The sequence below is a fragment of the Streptococcus sp. Marseille-P7375 genome (assembly GCF_902460365.1).
GTDB classification, from domain to species: Bacteria; Bacillota; Bacilli; order Lactobacillales; family Streptococcaceae; genus Streptococcus; species Streptococcus cristatus_I.
Window position 1 is genome coordinate 112793 of the sequence record NZ_CABPTR010000001.1, and the last position, 20647, is coordinate 133439.

Sequence of the window (20647 nt, forward strand, 5' to 3'; positions counted from 1 at the left end):
TTCGAACAATATAAAAATAAGCAAGCGTTTATATTTTTGATTACTTATCATTTTAAAATGTAAATTTACATATTGGTCTATACAATTTTTAGCTATTTTATCTATAATTCGATTGATTTTTATATCAAATAATTCAAGTAAAAGCCTGTAGAATCAATATTTTATGAGATCTTCTTCAACGATCTATTGATATAGCAACTCATTCTTGTAAAGAAATTGGGCTTTTGAAATTTTTGAGATAGTTTTTGGAAATTTACTTGAAAAATATAAGAAAATGGGGTAAAATAGAAATATAGAAAACGCTTACAAATAGAAAGGTGACTAAATGGATAAAAAAGAAGCATTAAGGACCTTTACAACAGGTGAAAACTTTCATTTGCAGCATTATTTGGGAGTGCATCAGGATGTGGTGAATGGCAAGGCTGGCTACACTTTTAGAGTTTGGGCTCCAAATGCGCAGAATGTGCATCTGATTGGAGATTTCACCAATTGGTATGGAGAGCAGATTCCTATGACTCGCAATGAAGGCGGTGTCTGGGAAGTCTTCACGGATTTGCCTAAGGAAGGAGATATTTACAAGTACAATATCAAACGCAGTAGTGGTCAGGAAATCTTGAAAATTGATCCGCTGGCTATCTATTTGGAAGAGCGCCCAGGTACGGGAGCTATTGTTCGGACTATTCCAGAAAAGAAGTGGCAAGATGGACTTTGGCTGGCTCGGAGAAAGCGTTGGGGCTTTTTCTCAAGACCGGTCAATATCTATGAAGTACACGCTGGCTCTTGGAAACGCAATCCTGACGGCAGTCCATATTCTATGGCTCAGCTTAAGGAGGAGTTGATTCCTTATCTGGTCGAAATGAACTACACGCACGTTGAGTTCATGCCGCTCATGGCCCATCCTTTGGGACTCAGCTGGGGCTACCAGCTCATGGGTTACTTTGCCTTTGAACATACTTATGGAACGCCAGAGGAATTTCAGGACTTTGTCGAAGAATGTCACTTGAATAATATTGGTGTCATTGTGGACTGGGTTCCGGGTCACTTTACCATCAATGACGATGCCTTGGCCTACTATGATGGAACACCAACCTTTGAGTACCAGGATCATGACCGAGCTCACAACTATGGCTGGGGTGCTTTGAATTTTGACCTAGGAAAAAATGAAGTGCAATCTTTCTTGATTTCTAGTATCAAGTTCTGGATTGATTTCTACCATTTAGATGGGGTTCGTGTGGATGCAGTTAGCAACATGCTCTATCTAGACTATGATAGTGGTCCTTGGCAGCCAAACAAGGATGGCGGTAATCGTAACTATGAAGGCTATTATTTCTTGCAGCGTTTGAATACAGTTATTAAGCTGGCTCATCCAGATGTCATGATGATTGCTGAAGAGAGCTCGTCCGAAACCAAGATTACAGGCATGAGAGAGATGGGCGGTTTGGGCTTTGACTTCAAGTGGAATATGGGCTGGATGAACGATATTCTGCGTTTCTATGAAGAAGACCCGATTTATCGCAAGTACGACTTTAATCTGGTGACCTTCAGCTTTATGTATGTTTTTTCTGAAAATTTCCTCTTGCCTTTCTCTCACGACGAAGTCGTTCACGGCAAGAAGAGCATGATGCATAAGATGTGGGGTGACCGCTACAATCAATTTGCTGGTCTCCGCAACCTCTTGACCTATCAAATCTGCCATCCAGGCAAGAAATTACTCTTTATGGGTTCAGAATTTGGTCAATTCCTAGAGTGGAAGTCAGAAGAGCAGCTGGAATGGTCAAATCTGGACGATCAGATGAACAAGCAGATGCAGAGCTTCACTTCGGCCCTCAACGCCTTTTATCGAGATAATCGTCCGCTTTGGGAGATCGATTTGAGCTATGATGGTATCGAAATCATTGATGCCGACAATACTGATCAGAGCGTCCTTTCCTTTATTCGTAAGACGGAAAAAGGAGATATGCTGGTCTGTGTATTCAACATGGTGCCAGTAGAGCGCAAAAACTTTACCATTGGTGTGCCAGTGGAAGCCATTTATGAAGAAGTATGGAATACTGAATTAGAGAAATGGGGAGGTGTTTGGAAAGAACACAACGAAACAGTTCAGTCTCAAGAGGGACTATGGAAAGATTATCCGCAGACCTTGACCTTTACGCTACCAGCTTTGGGAGCAAGTATTTGGAAAATCAAGCGTCGTGTGAATGTTCGTAAAAATGCTAAAAAAGATTCCACAAAGGAGTAGGATATGAAGAATGAAATGCTAGCTTTGATTCTTGCCGGTGGGCAAGGAACTCGTCTTGGAAAGCTCACACAAAGTATTGCAAAACCAGCAGTGCAGTTTGGTGGTCGTTATCGTATTATTGATTTCGCCCTTTCAAACTGTGCCAACTCTGGGATTAACAATGTCGGTGTGATTACCCAGTACCAACCACTTGCTTTGAACAGTCACATCGGGAACGGTTCAAGCTGGGGCTTGGATGGTATCAATACAGGTGTATCCATTCTTCAGCCATACTCTGCCAGTGAAGGAAATCGTTGGTTTGAGGGAACAAGCCACGCTATTTTCCAAAACATTGACTATATCGATAGTATCAATCCTGAATATGTTTTAATCCTATCTGGAGACCATATCTACAAGATGGACTATGATGATATGCTCCAATCCCACAAGGATAACAGCGCTAGTTTGACGGTTGCTGTCTTGGATGTGCCTCTCAAGGAGGCCAGCCGTTTTGGTATCATGAATACCGATGCTAACAATCGGATCGTTGAATTTGAAGAAAAACCAGAAAATCCTAAATCTACCAAGGCTTCTATGGGAATCTATATCTTTGACTGGCAACGTCTCCGCAATATGCTGATTGCTGCTGAAAAGAGCAATGTAGATATGTCCGACTTTGGTAAAAATGTTATCCCTAATTATCTTGAATCTGGCGAAAGTGTTTATGCTTATGAATTTAACGGCTACTGGAAAGACGTTGGTACGATTGAGTCACTTTGGGAAGCTAATATGGAATACATTAGTCCAGAAAATGCTTTAGACAGTCGTGATCGTCAGTGGAAAATTTACTCACGTAACTTGATTTCACCACCAAACTACCTTGGTGCAAATGCTCATGTTGAAGATTCTTTGGTAGTTGATGGCTGTCTTGTAGATGGAACCGTTAAGCATTCTATTCTTTCAACAGGCGCTCAAGTTCGTGAAGGTGCAGAAGTCACTGATTCTGTCATTATGAGCGGCGCTATCATTGGCCAAGGGGCTAAGATTAAACGTGCGATCATTGGTGAGGGTGCTGTTATTTCTGATGGTGTAGAGATTGACGGAACAGATGAAGTGCAAGTAGTCGGATATAATGAAAAAGTGGGGGTACCAACAGATGAAGATTGATAAATATTCAGCGATTTTAGGAAATACGGTCGGTTTCCACGACATGTCAACCTTAACAGAACATCGTCCAGTTGCTAGTTTGCCATTTGGTGGGAAATACCGTTTGATTGACTTCCCACTGTCTAGTCTTGCTAATGCTGGTGTTCGTAGCGTCTTTGGTATCTTCCAGCAAGACAATATCAGCTCTGTCTTTGACCATATTCGTTCAGGTCGTGAGTGGGGCTTGTCTACACTTTTGAGTCACTACTATCTAGGCATTTACAATACTCGTGTAGAAAGTAGCACAGTTGGTAAGGAATATTATGAACAGTTACTGACTTATCTGAAGCGCTCAGGCTCTAACCAAACTGTAGCCCTGAACTGTGATGTGTTGATCAACATTGACCTAAATCAGGTCTTCCACTTACATAACACAACCCAGCAACCGATGACAGTGGTTTACAAGAAATTGCCATCTAAAGATATTTCAGATGTCAATGCAGTGCTACAAATCAGTGAAACAGACCATGTCCTAGGACACAAGCTGCATAGTGATAGAGACGAGGGCGAGCTCTTCAATATGTCTACAGATATTTTTGTAGTAGATACGCCTTGGTTGATTGAAAAATTGGAAGAAGAAGCCCAAAAAGAATTCCCACAAAAACTGCGCTATGTTCTTCGGGACTTGGCAGCTGAAGTTGGAGCTTTTGCTTACGAGTACACAGGCTATCTGGCAAATATTTACTCTGTTGAATCATACTATAAGGCCAATAAAGATATGCTTGATCGGCAGAAATTTTACTCTCTCTTCTCACCAAATCACAAGATTTATACAAAGGTGAAAAATGAAGAGCCGACTTACTATGCAACAGGATCAAAAGTAAATCGTTCTCAGTTTGCCTCAGGTAGTATTGTAGAAGGTGAAGTTGTAAACTCTGTTATCTCGCGGAATACAAGAATTTTAGCGGGTAGCAGTGTCAAAGACAGTCTCCTCTTTCCACGCGTTGTCGTTGGAAAAAATGCAGTGGTAGAATATGCAATTGTGGACAAGGGCGTTGAGATTGCTGAAGGAGTTGTCGTTCGAGGGACAGCTGAACACCCAGTTGTACTGAAGAAAGGTCAAAAAATTACAGAGGACATCGTTTCATGAAAATTTTATTTATAGCAGCAGAAGGGGCACCTTTTTCAAAGACGGGTGGTTTGGGGGACGTTATCGGCGCCCTCCCCAAATCCTTGGTCAAAGCTGGTCATGAAGTTGGGGTTATTCTGCCATATTATGACATGACGGATGCTAAATTTGGTGATCAAGTTGAAGACCTCTTCTCCTTTGAAGTCAGTGTCGGCTGGCGTCGGGAGTATGTCGGTGTCAAAAAGATTGAGTTGGAAGGTGTGAACTTCTACTTTATCGATAATCAGCATTATTTCTTCCGTGGACATGTCTATGGTGATTTTGATGACGGTGAACGCTTTGCTTATTTCCAATTAGCAGCAATCGAACTGATGGAGCGCATTGACTTTATTCCAGATGTTCTCCATGCGCACGACTACCATACGGCCATGATTCCTTTCTTGGTCAAGGAAAAATACCGCTGGATTCAGGCCTATAACAACATCAAGACAGTGCTGACTATTCACAACTTAGAGTTTCAGGGACAATTTCCGGATAGCATGCTTTGGGAACTCTTTGGTGTCGGCTATGAACGTTATGCAGACGGCACTCTCCGTTGGAATGACTGCCTCAACTGGATGAAAGCGGGCATTCTCTATGCGGATCGCGTGACAACTGTTTCACCGAGCTATGCCAACGAAATTCGGACAGCTGAGTTTGGCTGCGGTCTGGATCAGATTCTTCGGATGGAGTCAGGCAAGCTGGTCGGTATTGTCAATGGTATCGATACAGATATCTACAATCCAGAAACAGATAAATTGCTGGCTTACCACTTTAACAAAGATGATTTGACTGGGAAATTGGAAAATAAACGAGCTCTTCAAGCAAAAGTAGGCTTGCCAGTTCGAGATGATGTTCCTGTCGTTGGTATCGTCTCTCGTTTGACTCGTCAAAAAGGTTTTGATTTGGTGGTGGAAGAGCTGCATAATCTGCTTCAGGAAGATGTGCAAATTGTGCTACTTGGAACAGGTGACCCTGCTTTTGAACGGGCCTTCGCTTGGTTTGGCCAGGCTTATCCTGAGAAACTATCCGCTAACATTCTTTTTGATGTTACTTTGGCTCAGGAAATCTATGCGGCTAGTGATATTTTCCTCATGCCGAGCCGCTTTGAACCTTGCGGTCTGTCTCAGATGATGTCCATGCGTTACGGTACACTGCCACTGGTTCACGAGGTTGGTGGCCTGCGAGATACGGTTGAACCTTTCAATGTCTATAGTGGACAGGGAACAGGCTTTAGCTTCAATAACTTCTCTGGTTATTGGCTAACATGGACTTTCAAAGAAGCCCTAAATCTTTACTGGCATGACCGAGAAGCTTGGCGCAGTCTGCAAACTCAGGCTATGGAGAGAGATTTCTCTTGGGATACAGCCAGTCGAGCATATAGTGATTTATATGAGTCACTGCTCTAGAATATTGCATTAGAACAGCAATCCTCTCTTGTTTCTAACAAGAGAGGATTTGTCGGGTAAGTGGTCTTTCTCATGTTGACATCTTATCCAGACGGATGCTTTTCCCTAAAAGAAAGGAAGTTGATTGGTAAAAATGGAATTAAATAAAGAACAGTTTATCCGAGATTTCAAGGATACTTTGCACGAAAGACAGCTGATTAAGATTGCGGATGCTACACCTGCCGAGCTTTTTCAAGCCCTCGCTAGCACCATTCGTAAATATATTACGCCACTGTGGCTGGAGCGCCGCAATAAGCTTGTGGAACAGCAGCAAAAAACAGCCTATTATTTCTCGATTGAGTTTCTGCCGGGACGTATGCTGGAAACTAACCTACTCAATTTGGGCATTCTTGATACGGTCAAGGAAAGCTTTGCTGAGTTAGGAGTTGACTTTGAGGATGTAAAAAATGCTGAGCACGATATGGCGCTGGGAAATGGAGGCCTTGGCCGCTTGGCCGCAGCCTTCATGGACTCGCTAGCTACAACAGGCTATCCAGGATTTGGAAATGGAATTCGCTATCGCTACGGTCTTTTCAAGCAGAGAATCGTAGATGGCTATCAGGTGGAAATTCCAGACGATTGGTTTGGCAGTCTGGGCAATGTCTGGGAAACTCGTAAGGATCACGGCATTGTGGATGTCAAAATCTTTGGCAATGTTTACCTCCGTGCCAATGAAGAAGGCCGAATTGTGCCGGTTTATGAGCATTCTAAAACCTTGCGGGCCGTTCCTTATGACGTGCCTCAGATTGGCTTTGGCAATGACAATATCAACAATCTCCGTCTTTGGGATGTTGAAATCCCAGAAGAATATGAATTGGACTATCCAACAATTGAAGCCCGTCGACGGGTACAGGATATCACAGCCATTCTCTATCCAGACGATTCTAGTTACAAAGGAAAAGAACTGCGCCTGATTCAGGAATACTTCATGACCAGCGCAGGGCTGCAAACCATTATCAAATCTTATCTCAAGCAAGGTCGACCGCTCAAGAATATTCATGAGAAGGTTTCCGTCCATATCAACGATACCCACCCAGCAGTTGCGCCAGCTGAGTTTATGCGCCTTTTGCTGGATGATTATGGTCTCGAGTGGGCAGATGCTTGGAATGCGACGGTCAAGACCATGAGCTACACTAACCACACCATTTTGTCAGAAGCCTTGGAAAAATGGGATGCGGAGCTCTTCAAGAATGTCCTGCCACGGGTTTATCAAATCATCCTAGAAATCGACAATCGCTATGTGGCTGAAATGGCTGGACGTGGACTTGATCCGCAAGTCATCGAAAACACTCGGATTGTCAAGGACAATCAAGTCCACATGGCCCACTTGGCTATCATCGGTGGGCATTCAATCAATGGTGTTGCTAAACTCCACACAGAACTGCTCAAAGAAGACACCTTGCGTGATTTCTACAGTATTTACCCAGAGAAGTTTAATAACAAGACCAATGGCATTATCCAGCGCCGCTGGCTGCAGATTGCGGATGAACCTTTATCAGCTGAGATTGATAAGTTGATTGGTAAGGGCTGGAGAAGTGATATTCACGAGCTGCGCAAGCTTTTGGAATTTCAAGACGATCAGCAAGTACTGGCTGATTTCTACCGAGTGAAGCAAGAAGCCAAGGCTCGTCTGGCTGACTTCATCAAGGAATCAACAGGAGTAGAAGTTTCTACAGAAGCTATCTTTGATGTGCAGGTGAAACGGCTCCACGCCTACAAGCGTCAGCTTCTTAACCTGCTTCATATCATCAAGCTCTACTGGGACCTCAAGGACAATCCTGACAAGGACATGGTACCGCGCGTCTTTATCTTCGGTGCCAAGGCTGCTCCAGGCTACCACTTTGCTAAGTCGGTCATCAAGCTAATCAATGAAGTAGCTAATCTGGTCAACAAGGATGAAAGTCTGCAAGGCAAGCTCAAGGTTGTTTTCCTAGAAAATTACCGGGTCAGCTTGGCTGAGCTCATCATTCCAGCAGCAGATGTATCTGAGCAGATTTCCCTAGCTTCCAAGGAGGCTTCTGGTACTTCCAATATGAAGTTTATGATGACAGGTGCCATTACCCTAGCTACTCTGGACGGAGCCAATATCGAAATCAAGGACGAGGTCGGTGACGACAACATTGTCATCTTCGGGATGGACAAGGACCAAGTTTACGAGCACTATGCCCGCCATGATTACTACTCACGCGGAGTCTATGAAAGCAATCCAGACATTCGCCGAGTGGTCGACACCTTTGTCAATGGCACCATTCCAAATGTTCGTGAAGAAGGATCTGAAATCTACGAAGCCCTCATCACCCACAATGATGAATACTTCCTCTTGGAAGACTTTCATGCCTATGTAGAAGCTCAAGAGAAGATTGATACTCTCTATCGTGACAAAGAAAAATGGGCCCGCATGAGCTTGATTAATATCGCTACATCTGACAAGTTCACCTCAGATGATACCATTGAGCAATATGCCAAGGAAATCTGGAACTTGGAGAAATAACACTCCTGAGAAAACATGGACAATAAGAGATTGGGGCTTGGGTCTCAGTCTCTTTTGCTATCCATCTACCATCTTGTCTAGAAATATGCTATAGTAGAGAAAGTATGAGAATTCAATTTTTTAAAAAGCAGGATAAGCAAGTATGAAAGACTACACGATTTTTTATCAACAATTAACGGATCCCTTTCGCAGTCGTCCTAGGATAGTGAAAGGGATGGCATATTTTAATAGAGGGATGACTGTTTTTATGCCTCTGGTGTATGGATTGGTCTTGATTGATGCCTTTCTGATGGAGAGTTGGAAGGGGCTACTTGCTTTTTTTCTCCTTCCAGCTATTGGATTTGGTCTCTTGTCAGCGATTCGTAAATGGCTGAATCAAGCACGGCCTTACGAAAAATGGTCTATTCAACCCTTGCTGGCCAAGGATACATCAGGCAAGTCCATGCCCAGTCGCCATGTCTTTTCGGCGACAGTGATTTCCATGTGCCTGCTCTACTTTTTCTGGCTGACAGGGCTTATCTGCCTCTTGCTTTCTGCAGGGCTGGCTCTAGTGCGCGTGATTGGCGGAGTGCACTATCCAAAGGATGTAGTGATAGGATACCTTTGCGGCATTTGCTGGGGAAGTCTTCTCTTTTTATTATAAAGGTCTGGCCAGAGCCAGATTTTTCTTTGTAAAGTAAGTTGAGGAGTAGACAAAGTGCCTAAGTCTATATTATAATGTAAGCAGTACCAAACTTTTATCATCAAGGATTGCCTGATTTTGGATGATGAAAAATATGTAAGGAGACTATTATGTCAGAACCGTTATTTCTAGAGTCTGTGATGCAGGAGAAGATTTGGGGTGGCACCAAGCTGCACGATGTCTTTGGCTATGAAATCCCCAGCGACCGTGTGGGAGAGTATTGGGCAATTTCGGCTCATCCGAACGGTGTCTCAACCGTCAAGAATGGCCGTTTTGCAGGTCAGAAGCTAGATGTTCTCTATGCTGAACACCGTGAGCTTTTTGGCAATCGTCCAGAGCCTGTCTTTCCACTTTTGACGAAGATTTTGGATGCCAATGACTGGCTCAGCGTTCAGGTCCATCCAGATGATGCCTATGGACTAGAGCACGAAGGAGAGCTTGGCAAAACTGAATGCTGGTATGTTATCGCTGCAGACGAAGGAGCAGAGATTATCTACGGTCACAATGCCAAGAGCAAAGAAGAATTGCGTCAGCAGATTGAGAGCAAGGACTGGGATCATCTTTTGACCAAAATTCCAGTCAAGGCTGGTGACTTTTTCTATGTCCCAAGTGGCACCATGCATGCTATTGGCTCAGGGATTCTGATTTTGGAAACTCAGCAGTCCAGTGACACGACCTACCGTGTCTATGACTTTGATCGTAAGGACGATGCTGGCAATCTTCGTGAGTTGCATTTGGAGCAATCGATTGATGTTTTGACTATCGGAGAGCCTGCTAATAGCCGTCCCGTTACCATTCAGGCAGATGATTTGACTTCTACTCTTTTGGTGGCCAATGACTTCTTTGCTGTTTACAAGTGGGACATTGCTGGTTCTGTTGAATTTAAAAAGACTGCAGATTACAGCCTGTTCAGCGTTTTGGAAGGTGCTGGCGAGTTGACAGTGGATGGACTAGTATATCCTATCAAAAAAGGCTCTCATTTCATCCTGCCGAGCGATGTCACAGAGTGGACCTTGTCTGGCGACTTACAACTGATTGTCAGCCATCCATAGTGAAAAAACAAATGAGAGTGGGACAGAAATCGGTAATTCGTTAGAATTCGATTTCGTCGTCCCACCTCCGCACAGTTGAGTAGGGCTGTGAAAGCTGATGAAATCAGCGTAGTAGAGCCCACTCAACCACTGCGTCTTGCTCGACAATCCAAAGACAATTGAGAGGCTAGGACTTTTGTCCCAGCCTCATTTTTCTTTATTTTCGAAGAATGAATAGAGAAAACAGGACTTTAACTTCAATCAGTGAAAAAGTCCGATAAATGAGGCATTTCGTCATGGTTGCTTGAAGATATTTTTTTTGAAAAATGGTACAATGAAAAGGAATATCCAAAGGAGTTGAATATGGAACACAAAGAAAAAGATTTTAGTTTGTCCTGGTTTTTTAGATGGTTCTTGGATAATAAGGCCATTACCGTATTTTTGGTGACCTTACTCATCGGTTTGAACATTTTTATTCTTAGCAAAATTAGTTTTATTTTTACACCAGTGATTGAGTTTATTGGTGCCATCATGTTGCCAGTGATTTTGGCTGGGCTGCTTTACTATCTGCTCAATCCCATTGTCGACTGGATGGAAAAGCGTAAGATTAACCGTGTGGCTGGAATTACAATTGTCTTTGTCTTGATTGGTGTTTTGATTGTGTGGGGCTTGGCGGTTGCTATTCCTAACTTGCAGCATCAGATAGTGAGTTTTTCAAAAAATGTTCCCGCCTATCTCAAGCAAGCCAATAAGATGATTGATGATGTTTTGACCAATCATATTTCAGATGATTTGAAGCCACAAATTGAGCAAGTTACGAATAAGCTTTCGACTCAGATCACTTCATGGGCTAGTAATTTTTCATCAAAGGCAGTCAATTGGGCTAGCAATTTGATTAGTACGGCTTCACAAATCATTGTGGCTATTATCATCATGCCTTTTATTCTTTTCTATTTACTGCGCGATGGGAAAAATCTCAAAGGCTATGTGGTTCAGTTCTTGCCAACGAAATTCCGCGAGTCATTTGGTCAGGTCATGACAGATGTGAATACCCAGTTGGCCAATTATGTTCGTGGTCAGGTGACCGTAGCGATTATTGTGGCCTTTATGTTTATGATTTTTTTCAAGATCATCGGCTTGCGGTACGGTGTGACTCTAGCGGTTGTGGCAGGAGTTTTGAACTTGGTGCCTTATTTGGGAAGCTTCCTTGCTATGTTGCCGGCTTTGGTTCTTGGCTTGATTGCTGGTCCGATCATGCTGTTGAAAGTCATTATTGTCTTTATCGTGGAGCAGACCATTGAGGGGCGCTTCGTGTCTCCGCTGATTTTGGGAAGCCAATTAAGCATCCATCCGATTACGATTTTATTTGTTTTGCTGACTTCAGGAACCATGTTTGGTATCTGGGGCGTCTTGCTGGGAATTCCAGCTTATGCATCAGCCAAGGTTGCCATCACAGCGCTCTTTAAGTGGTACAAGAAGGTTAGCGGTTTGTATGAAGAAAGTGTTCAAGAATTAGGAGAAGGCAGTGAATAAGAGTGAACGAATGTTAACAGCCCTGCAAAATCATGATTTAGCGCAGGCTGAGAAGTATTTTGAAGATGCTTTGAGCCAAGATACTGATCAAGAGTTATTAGAATTAGCCGATTACTTAGAAAGTATCGGCTTTTTCCCTCAAGCCAAACGAATTTATGAAAAATTGGCTCTGCTTTTCCCTGAATCCTATATCAGTCTGGCAACGATTGCTGCTGACGATGGTGACTTGGAAGAGGCTTTTACCTATTTAGAGGAAATTGACTCGGAAGGTGAATGGTATGTGGCCGCTCTCTTGGCCAAGGCTGACCTTTATCAGCTAGAGGGATTGCCTGATGTGGCGCGGGAGAAATTGCTGGAAGCTGCCAAACTGTCGGATGAACCTTTGGTGACATTTGGTTTAGCAGAAATTGAGTTTGAATTGGAAAATTTTGCCCAGGCCATCAAGGAATATGCCCAGCTAGATAATCGCTCTATCTACGAGCAGACAGGCGTGTCCACCTACCAGCGTATTGGCCTTTGCTATGCCAGTCTGGGGAAAATCGAAGCAGCCATTGAATTTTTGGAAAAAGCTGTTGAGCTGGAGTACGACGAAGAGACGGTCTATGAATTAGCAGCTATCTTGTACGGACAAGAGGAGTACCAAAAAGCTAATTTGTACTTCAAGCAGCTGGATACGATTTCGCCAGATTTTGAAGGCTATGAGTATGCCTACGCGCAGTCTCTCCATGCGGAGCATAAGACTGAGGAAGCTTTGTCGATGGCAGAGCAAGGCTTGACCAAGAATCCTTTCGAAACTCGTCTTTTGCTCCTCGCTTCCCAACTATCTTACGAGCTGCATGATGTGGAAAAATCTGAGAACTACTTGCTGGCAGCTCAGGAAAATGCAGATGATTTAGAGGAAATTGCTCTACGCCTGACCAATCTCTATCTGGAGCAGGAACGCTACGATGAGGTCTTAGCTTTTGAGGATCAGGATGTAGACAATGTCTTGACTCGCTGGAATCTGGCGCGTGCTTATCAAGCCTTGGAAAATCTGGAGAAAGCTGGGGAGCTGTATCAGGAACTGGCAGTTGACTTGCAGGAAAATCCTGAATTTTTGGAAGAATATGTTTATTTATTGCGTGAATTAGGGCGTGTGGAAGAAGCAAAAATACAGGCTGGCAAATATCTGCGTTTGGTTCCAGATGACACTGCTATGGCAGATTTGTACGAAAGTTTGTAAAGTTCTCTTGAAAAATCTCTTGCCTTGCTAGTTTTCGATTATATTAGGAAGAGGCTTGTTTTTGCTGACACGATAGTTTGATTAAAGAAGGAGTAGAGATATTGTCCCAATTGAAACGAATCCAAGAAATGGAAGAGCATTTGAATAAATACGCTCAGATGCTGGCTGCAGCTCAATCTGCTTTGGCTGAGCTGGAGGCCAGCCAGAAGAATTATATCCAGCTCCGAGATTATTACACCAGCCAAGTTTTCTTTGACGATTTGGAATTTTCCAATCAACCAGACTTTCCTGAGGATGTGGCCCGTGGCGTTTTGAGCGAAGATGCTGTTTATGACCTCATGGGAGAGCACTTTGAGACAGCGTTGCAGCTGCTAGACCTATCCAGTGCCATGTTGAAAGAAAGGTAGCAGCCTAGGAAGATTCGTGAAATAAAATGACTGCTGTCGAAAAGATAAAGCATGGATAACGTCAACGAAAGAATCGGAAATGTGGAAAATCTAAAACAAAGGCCGACCAACCGTTGACATTATTAAAGGAACACAAGATTTGCAGAAAGGCGGATGAGCATGCGCGACAATCATCTTCATACCTATTTTTCCTATGATTCTGAGGCGGATTTTTCTGACTATCTGGACCATTACGAGGGCGAGATTGTCACCACCGAGCACTATGATTTGTCCAATCCCTACCCTTACCAAGCTGCCTCGCCCCATGATGATGTACCTGACTATGCGGCTTATTCAGCAAAAATTGCAGAGCTGAACCAGCAATATGGCAACCGCATCAAAAAGGGGATTGAAATTGGCTATTACGCTCCGCGTAAGGATGATATTTTAGCTTTCTTAGCCGACAAGGAATACGACCTCAAGCTCCTGTCTGTCCACCACAATGGCAGTTTTGACTATCTGGAAGAGCCTGTCTTGCAGCTGGACAAGATGGAGTTAATTCCCCGCTACCTGAGAGAATTAGAAGAGGCCATCGAGGCTGTTCCGGCGGATGTCCTAGCCCACTTTGACTATGGCTTTCGGAAATTCGACCTTACCGTGGAGGAGTTAAAAACTTTTGAACCGCAGCTGCGACAGCTTTTTCAAAAGATGATTGATCATTGTCTGGCTTTTGAACTCAACTGCAAGTCTATGTATCTCTACGGTCATGAAGATCTCTATATCTACGCTCTTGGTCTGGTCAAGGAGCTGGGTGGTCAGCGCTTTTCAGTTGGCTCCGATGGTCACAAACTAGAACATTTTCGACTTAAGTTTGACCGTGTGGCTCAAATCCTCGCTAATGCCGGTATTGAGGAAAGTCAGTTGATTTAAGGCTACCGTGCGTTTTTTCAAACTTCTATTAAACGATTTTTTTGAATTTCGACCAGAATATGATATACTTAATTATCTTAGAAAATACAGAAGTTTATTGATATAGGAGAAAAAATGGCAGAGCCAGTGAAATTATTTCAGTATAACACCCTAGGAGCCTTGATGGCTGGACTTTATGGTGGGAGCATGACGATTGGGGAGCTCCTGAAATACGGCAATTTGGGGATTGGTACACTGGATTCCATTGATGGGGAGTTGATTGTTCTTGATGGTAAGGCCTATCAGGCTAAGGGATCTGGCAATGTGCCTGAAGTTGTAGAAGTTTCAGATGATGTAACAGTGCCCTACGCTGCAGTTGTTCCCCACCAAGCGGAGGTCATTTTCCGCCAACGCTTCGAAATGACAGATGAAGAGCTGGAAAAGCGAATTGAATCTTATTACGATGGGGAAAATCTATTTCGCTCCATCAAGATTCATGGAGAATTTTCCCACATGCATGTGCGAATGATTCCAAAATCAACCTCAGAGAAAAAGTTTGCTGAAGTAGCCGTAAGTCAGCCTGAGTACTATGCTGATAATGTCTCCGGCACCATTGTTGGTTTTTGGACACCCGAAATTTTCCACGGTGTCAGTGTAGCCGGCTATCATCTTCACTTTATTTCAGACGACCATACCTTTGGTGGTCACGTTATGGACTTTGTTATCAAGGAAGGGATTGTGGAGCTAGGTGCTGTCGATCAGCTAGATCAACGTTTCCCAGTTCAAGACCGTAAGTTCCTCTTTGCAAAATTCAATGTCGATGAAGTAAGATCGGACATGGACAAGGTTGAGTAGTCAATTACTGTGACAATTGTCTACTTCTGATAAAAAAAGAGGCTAGGACTCTGCTGTCCCAACCTCTGAAAGATAACTAGATTTTTAAATTCAGTAAGTTTGAGGAGCCGAGGCTCCTCTTTTATTTTTCAATATCCGCCAAATCGATATTTTAGAAACGGATTAGTTTACATTTTCATGCTTTTAATCTTTTCTTCATCTGGTGTGACGCGCAGGGTTTTCTGGCCCGTATAGGTGACAAATCCCGGCTTGCCACCAGTTGGTTTGTTGAGTTTTCTGACTTCAATCATGTCCACTTGGACCAGATTGGAGAGTCTGGCCTTGGAGAAGTAGGCTGCTAGCTCGGCAGCGTCTGTCTTGACTTCATCGCTGGGCTGAAGATTGCCTGTGATGACCACATGACTGCCTGGAATATCCTTGGCGTGGAACCAAAGCTCGTCCTTCTTAGCCATCTTAAACGTCAGCTCATCATTTTGTAGGTTGTTGCGACCAACTAGGATAATGGTTTGACCGTCAGTTGCCAAATATTTCTCCGGTTTCTGCCTTTTCTGGATTTTCTCTCTCTGGCGTCGTCGGATAAAGCCGGTCTGGATTAGTTCCTCCCGAATTTCCGCAATTTCAGTCAGGCTGGCCTGAGTCAGGGCAGTTTCCACGCTCTCTAGGTAGAGAATCGTAGCCCGAGTCTCCTCAATCAAACTGATCAGATGTTTGACAGCTTCCTTGAGCTTCTGGTAGCGTTTGAAATAGCGCTGGGCATTTTGGTTGGGAGTCAGGGCCTTATCAAGTGCGATGATAATCTTCTCACCTGTGTAGTAATTGTCCAGCTCTACCTGATCCTGATCGTTGGGCACTTGATGGAGAAAGGTGGTCAAGAGTTCCCCTTTTTGGCGGAATTCTTCTGCATTCTCCGTTGCTAGGAGCTCTTCCTCTTGCTTGCCCAACTTTTTCCGGTTCTTTTCCAACTCATTTTCTACTCGGCGGATGAGCTCGCTGGCCTGCTGGTTGACCCGATCGCGCTCAGCCTTATCCTTATAGAAAGTATCCAAAAGCTCGGATAACGTGGACATTTGGGTCTTGCTGTCAGAAAATAGCAGAGCAGAGAAGGATTTTTCGGTCAGGCTTGGCTGAGTCGGACTGGCAAAGAAGGATCGGAAGGTTTTGAGCTTGTCAGATGTCAGACGACCGCTGAGTTCAGTAGCCGTATCCCGACCCAATCCTTGAAACACTTGCTGCAGACGTTTGGGCTCTAAGTCCTCTGCCTGTAGGATTTGGAAGAGCTTTTCATCACCCACAGTGAAAGGGTTGAGACTGCCAGTCTGAGGCGGTGCGACATAAGTTGAGCCCGGCAGGATAGTTCGATAGCTATTCTGAGAAAATCCGACGTGTTTGATGGCTTCAATAATTTTACCGCTAGTCTTGTCCAAGAGAATGATATTGCTGTGCTTGCCCATGATTTCGATAACCAAAGTCACAGCCACGCTATCGCCGATTTCGTTCTTATTGGAGACACTGATTTCCAAAATCCGGTCATTGTCCACCTGCTGGATCGCTTCAATAACAGCGCCCTGCAGATATTTGCGCATGACCATGATAAAGGTATTGGGAACAGCAGGATTTTCAAACGTAGTCTCTGTCAGCTGGACGCGCCCAAAGACCGAGTGAGCTGACAGGAGCAGTTTGTGGCTTTTTCGATTGCTGCGAATCTGTAAAACCAGCTCCTGTTCAAAAGGTTGATTAATCTTTTGGATGCGGCCGCCCAGCAATTCGCGGCGGAGCTCCTCTGTCATGTGGTGTAAAAAAAATCCGTCGAAAGACATGCTTTTCTCCTTGAAAGTTGCTAAAGAAGATTATAACAAAAAACCAAGCTAAAAGCTTCTAAAGTCTCATCAAAAAGAAATTTATTTTTTGTCAATGATTATCAATATAAATAAAAACCGAACATTTTATAAAAAATTTCAAAAAAGCCTTGACATCCCTTCAGGAAAAATTTACAATATAGGAAATTAGAAAAGTAGTAGATGCATTTGTTTTTAGCGAGCTTGTGGTTGGTGGAAACGAGCAGCAAATCTTTACGAAATTGGGCTAATGGATAAAATGAATTTGAAACAATAAGAATTCGGTAGGCACACCTTACAGTGCAGCTTGTTTGATGACAAGACAGAGATATGGAGAATACTATCTATTTCCATAATTGAGGTGGCACCGCGATTTACGCCCTCACACAGAATACCTGTGTGAGGTTTTTTGTTACTTATTATAAAAAAACAAGGAGAATTGCCTATGTTTAAACGATGGCGTCCCTAGAGATTGAATAGAAAAAATGAAATAAAGAAATGGAGAAAAAATATGAAAAATAAACGTTTAATGACTATTTTGGGCCTCTTGGCTATTTTGGTAATCGGTGGAATGGCTTATTCCAGCTTGAGTGGAAAGAGCAACGGATCTAAGACTGACGACGATAGTAAAACAGTCAAGGTTGGTGTCTTGCAGTATGTCAGCCACCCTTCGCTTGATTTGATTTACAAGGGAATTCAAGATGGTCTAGCTGAGGAAGGCTACAAGGGCGATAAGATCAAGATTGACTTTATGAATGCCGAGGGAGATCAGAGCAAGGTTTCTACCATGAGTAAGCAGCTGGTGTCCAATGACAATGATGTGCTGATTGGGATTGCCACTCCATCTGCGCAAGGACTAGCTGCGGCTACTAAGGACAAGCCTATCGTCATGGGAGCTATCACAGATCCAGTCGGAGCAAATCTAGTGAAAAATCTGAAAAAGCCAGGTGGTAATATCACAGGTGTTTCTGACCACAATCCAGCCAAGCAACAGCTAGAGCTGATTAAAAAATTGACGCCAAATGTGAAAACAATCGGTGCCCTTTATTCTAGCAGTGAAGACAACTCTAAAGCTCAGGTAGAAGAGTTCAAAAAATTGGCTGAAGAGGCAGGCTTTAAGGTAGAGGAATACTCTGTTCCTTCAACCAATGAAATTGCTTCAACCATGAATGTCATGACTGGCAAGGTTGATGCCATCTGGATTCCAATTGACAATACCATTGCGTCAGCTTTTGCGACAGTTGTATCCAGCAATAAAGAAGCTAAGAAACCGATTTATCCAAGTGCGACGGCCATGGTAGAAGAAGGCGGTCTTGCCTCTGTCGTTGTAGATCAGTATGACCTCGGTGTTGCGACAGGTAAAATGGCTGCTAAAGTCCTTAAAGGTGCCAAGCCTGCTGATACTGCAGTAGATATTTTTGATAAAGGTAAATCTGTTATCAATACTAAAAATGCCAAAGAACTCGGTATCACTGTACCAGAAGATGCCCTCAAAGAAGCGGGACAAGTGATTAAATAGAAAGAAAGGAAGTCTGTTGCTTGACAGGCTTCTTTTTCTCGATAGTCTCTTCTTGTAAAACCTTTATCGCAGTTGTATAATAGAATTGACTCAAGTGAATGGGAAGAGCAAATGAAGTGCAGTTTGCTCCAGTGGATTTTACGAAGAGATAGAAGCGGAAAGGGAGTTAGTCAAGAAAGAATGGAAGAAGATATTCAAAAAAACCGCTATATGGGATCGGTCAAGGTTGGCCCCAAGGGGCAGATTGTCATTCCAAAAGAAGTGAGAGATATGTTTGAAATTCAACCAGGGGATGCTCTGGTCCTCTTTGCAGATGCCCAGCAAGGCATTGCCATCCAGCGTTACGAGCTCTATGAAGATCTATTTAATCAGACCTTCAATGGAGACAAAAGTTCAAAAAGTGATTTATAAAATCGGAATCTGCTTAAGCAGATTTTTTCTTTTGCTTTTACTTGCTACTACTAATGAATAGGCGTATAATAAGTATAAGGAGTTATACAAATTATACAAAAGTCTTTCGAGATTGAGTTAAAATAGCTCTGTTTTTAGCTAAATGAATAAGTTGTGACTAGCTTTAGATGTCAAAATCATATCTTTAAATAACATTTAGTTTTTTAGTTTCTCATATCTGATGAAAGGAGATGTACTTATGTATGCAGTTGAGATGCAGGATTTGACCAAGCAATACGGCTCAAAGACGGTTGTTGATGGTTTGAATCTAAAAATTGAAGAGGGGGAATTCTTTGCCATGCTGGGCTCTAATGGTGCGGGGAAGACAACAACGATTAAGATGTTGTCCTGTCTAGTTGAACCGACAGCAGGAGATGCCCTGATGCTAGGTCATAGCGTTCGCAAGGAGGAAGGTGCTGTCAAGGAAATGATTAATGTTTCGCCTCAGGAAACAGCTGTTGCTCCCAAGCTGACAGTTAGGGAAAATCTGGAGATGATGGCTCGTTTATATGGATTTTCTAAGGAAGAAGCTGTGCAAAAGACAGAGCATCTGATGGAGACATTTAAACTGACGGATAGGCAGCATGAACGGGCCAAGTCCCTGTCAGGTGGCTGGCAGCGCAAGCTCAGTATTGCAATGGCTCTAATCAGTCAGCCCAAGATTTTGTTTCTGGACGAACCGACCTTGGGGCTGGATGTACGGGCTAGAAGGGACTTATGGAAGAATATTGAGCAACTAAAGGGAAAAGTTACAGTGATTCTGACCACCCATTATCTAGAAGAAGCCGAGGCTTTGGCCGACCGACTTTGCATTATGGATAAGGGAGTGGTGCAGATCTTGGGGACAGCAGAGGAAATTATCCAAGCTTCTGGTAAGAAGGATTTTGAAGAAGCCTTTTTGTCCTATACGGAAGGAGGGGAATTAGCATGAGAGCCTTCATTTTTGCAAAGCGTAATTTCAAAGAAATCATGCGTGATTATGTCAGCAGTCTGATGGGAATTGGTTTTCCTGTCTTTCTGATTATCGTCCTGTCCCTTATGAAACAGAGCCTCAAAGGTATGCCAGCTATATTTTCTATTGAAAATTTTGCCCCAAGTATGATGGTGTTTGGTGCTTCCTGGCTAACTATTTTTGTTGGCAGTTTAATGGCCACGGATCGCAATAGCTCTTTTCTCATGCGGCTGCTATCTACACCGCTTAGAAGCGTGGATTATATCTTAGGGTATTCGATTCCAGTTCTGCCTCTGGCTCTTTTACAGGGCATAGCTAGTTTTGCAACTGCAATGATTTTTGGCTTATCCTTAAATCTGGGAACTTTTTACGCCCTCTTGGTTTTGATTCCAGTAGCTCTGCTCTTTATTTCGTTGGGCTTGCTTTTAGGATCAGCTTTCTCTAGCAGTAATGCAGTCAGTGGTTTTGGAACTATTCTTGTCAATGCCACGGTTTTTCTCAGTGGAGCAGTGCTTCCGATTGAGATGATAGGAGGTGGTTTTGAAGTATTTTGCAATGCCTTGCCATTTGCCCATGCAGCAAAGGCTGTTCAGTTGGCATTGGCTCAAGATTTGAATTCACTTTTGCCTCATCTGTTCTGGGTTTTGCTCTATGCTTTCCTATTCTTTATCCCTTCTATCTGGATTTTCAAAAAGAGGATGAAAGGGTAGAGGTTTAGTTCAATGTAGAAATCAGCTGGATTAGCTTGCGAAATGTTTAGAAATCTGTTAGAATGAATTATAATTGAATAGCAATCCGCAAG

17 protein-coding genes and 1 other annotated feature are annotated in these 20647 nt (G+C 43.3%); of the genes, 16 read left to right on the forward strand and 1 reads right to left on the reverse strand.

What is annotated here, in order from left to right; genetic code table 11:
- The first annotated feature begins 325 nt into the window (after positions 1–325).
- The 12 genes from glgB (at position 326) to budA (ending at position 15089) form a co-directional block, all read left to right on the forward strand.
- A complete protein-coding gene (gene glgB, locus FZ954_RS00590; RefSeq protein ID WP_148876178.1) occupies positions 326–2239 on the forward strand; it encodes a 1,4-alpha-glucan branching protein GlgB in 1914 nt (637 codons plus the stop codon).
- A 3-nt stretch (positions 2240–2242) separates the two neighbouring features.
- A complete protein-coding gene (locus FZ954_RS00595; RefSeq protein ID WP_148876181.1) occupies positions 2243–3385 on the forward strand; it encodes a glucose-1-phosphate adenylyltransferase in 1143 nt (380 codons plus the stop codon).
- Complete coding sequence (glgD, locus tag FZ954_RS00600) at positions 3375–4514, forward strand: glucose-1-phosphate adenylyltransferase subunit GlgD (protein WP_148876184.1); 1140 nt, start codon at positions 3375–3377, stop codon at positions 4512–4514. The genes FZ954_RS00595 and glgD overlap by 11 nt, the downstream gene beginning before the upstream one ends.
- A complete protein-coding gene (gene glgA / locus FZ954_RS00605) occupies positions 4511–5941 on the forward strand; it encodes a glycogen synthase GlgA (protein WP_148876187.1) in 1431 nt (476 codons plus the stop codon). The genes glgD and glgA overlap by 4 nt, the downstream gene beginning before the upstream one ends.
- A 133-nt stretch (positions 5942–6074) precedes the next feature.
- Positions 6075–8471 carry a glycogen/starch/alpha-glucan phosphorylase gene (locus tag FZ954_RS00610; protein WP_148876190.1) on the forward strand — a complete coding sequence of 799 codons (2397 nt, stop codon included), beginning with the start codon at positions 6075–6077 and terminating at the stop codon, positions 8469–8471.
- Positions 8472–8613: 142 nt separating this feature from the next.
- Positions 8614–9114, forward strand: coding sequence for a phosphatase PAP2 family protein (locus FZ954_RS00615; RefSeq protein WP_148876193.1), 501 nt, complete (start codon positions 8614–8616; stop codon positions 9112–9114).
- Between the two features lie 149 nt (positions 9115–9263).
- Positions 9264–10205 carry a mannose-6-phosphate isomerase, class I gene (manA, locus tag FZ954_RS00620; RefSeq protein ID WP_148876197.1) on the forward strand — a complete coding sequence of 314 codons (942 nt, stop codon included), beginning with the start codon at positions 9264–9266 and terminating at the stop codon, positions 10203–10205.
- A gap of 342 nt (positions 10206–10547) precedes the next feature.
- Positions 10548–11717 (forward strand): AI-2E family transporter, encoded by a 1170-nt coding sequence (locus FZ954_RS00630; RefSeq protein ID WP_048764586.1) that lies wholly within the window; start codon positions 10548–10550, stop codon positions 11715–11717.
- Positions 11710–12939 carry a tetratricopeptide repeat protein gene (locus FZ954_RS00635; protein WP_148876200.1) on the forward strand — a complete coding sequence of 410 codons (1230 nt, stop codon included), beginning with the start codon at positions 11710–11712 and terminating at the stop codon, positions 12937–12939. The genes FZ954_RS00630 and FZ954_RS00635 overlap by 8 nt, the downstream gene beginning before the upstream one ends.
- 101 nt (positions 12940–13040) lie before the next feature.
- The gene (locus FZ954_RS00640; RefSeq protein ID WP_148876203.1) at positions 13041–13346 is read left to right on the forward strand and encodes a DUF4298 domain-containing protein; all 306 of its coding nucleotides are present in this window, start codon (positions 13041–13043) and stop codon (positions 13344–13346) included.
- A 159-nt stretch (positions 13347–13505) separates the two neighbouring features.
- Complete coding sequence (locus FZ954_RS00645) at positions 13506–14255, forward strand: PHP domain-containing protein (RefSeq protein WP_148876206.1); 750 nt, start codon at positions 13506–13508, stop codon at positions 14253–14255.
- A 114-nt stretch (positions 14256–14369) separates the two neighbouring features.
- Positions 14370–15089, forward strand: a complete 720-nt coding sequence (gene budA, locus FZ954_RS00650; protein ID WP_148876209.1) for an acetolactate decarboxylase — start codon at positions 14370–14372, stop codon at positions 15087–15089.
- A 167-nt stretch (positions 15090–15256) separates the two neighbouring features.
- Here budA and fbpA read toward each other — a convergent pair whose 3' ends face one another.
- On the reverse strand, positions 15257–16906 hold the full coding sequence (gene fbpA / locus FZ954_RS00655; protein WP_148876213.1) for an Rqc2 family fibronectin-binding protein FbpA: 1650 nt from the start codon (positions 16904–16906) through the stop codon (positions 15257–15259).
- 172 nt (positions 16907–17078) lie between these two features.
- Positions 17079–17311: a binding site (T-box leader), on the forward strand.
- A 124-nt stretch (positions 17312–17435) separates the two neighbouring features.
- Between fbpA and trpX the strand changes: the two genes are divergently transcribed.
- From trpX to FZ954_RS00675, 4 genes are all read left to right on the forward strand, one after another.
- On the forward strand, positions 17436–18443 hold the full coding sequence (gene trpX / locus FZ954_RS00660) for a tryptophan ABC transporter substrate-binding protein (protein WP_148876215.1): 1008 nt from the start codon (positions 17436–17438) through the stop codon (positions 18441–18443).
- Between the two features lie 111 nt (positions 18444–18554).
- Positions 18555–18854, forward strand: coding sequence for an AbrB/MazE/SpoVT family DNA-binding domain-containing protein (locus FZ954_RS00665; protein ID WP_125332087.1), 300 nt, complete (start codon positions 18555–18557; stop codon positions 18852–18854).
- Between the two features lie 220 nt (positions 18855–19074).
- On the forward strand, positions 19075–19824 hold the full coding sequence (locus FZ954_RS00670) for an ABC transporter ATP-binding protein (protein ID WP_187423298.1): 750 nt from the start codon (positions 19075–19077) through the stop codon (positions 19822–19824).
- Positions 19821–20555, forward strand: a complete 735-nt coding sequence (locus tag FZ954_RS00675; RefSeq protein ID WP_187423299.1) for an ABC transporter permease — start codon at positions 19821–19823, stop codon at positions 20553–20555. The genes FZ954_RS00670 and FZ954_RS00675 overlap by 4 nt, the downstream gene beginning before the upstream one ends.
- The last annotated feature ends 92 nt before the right edge of the window (positions 20556–20647 follow it).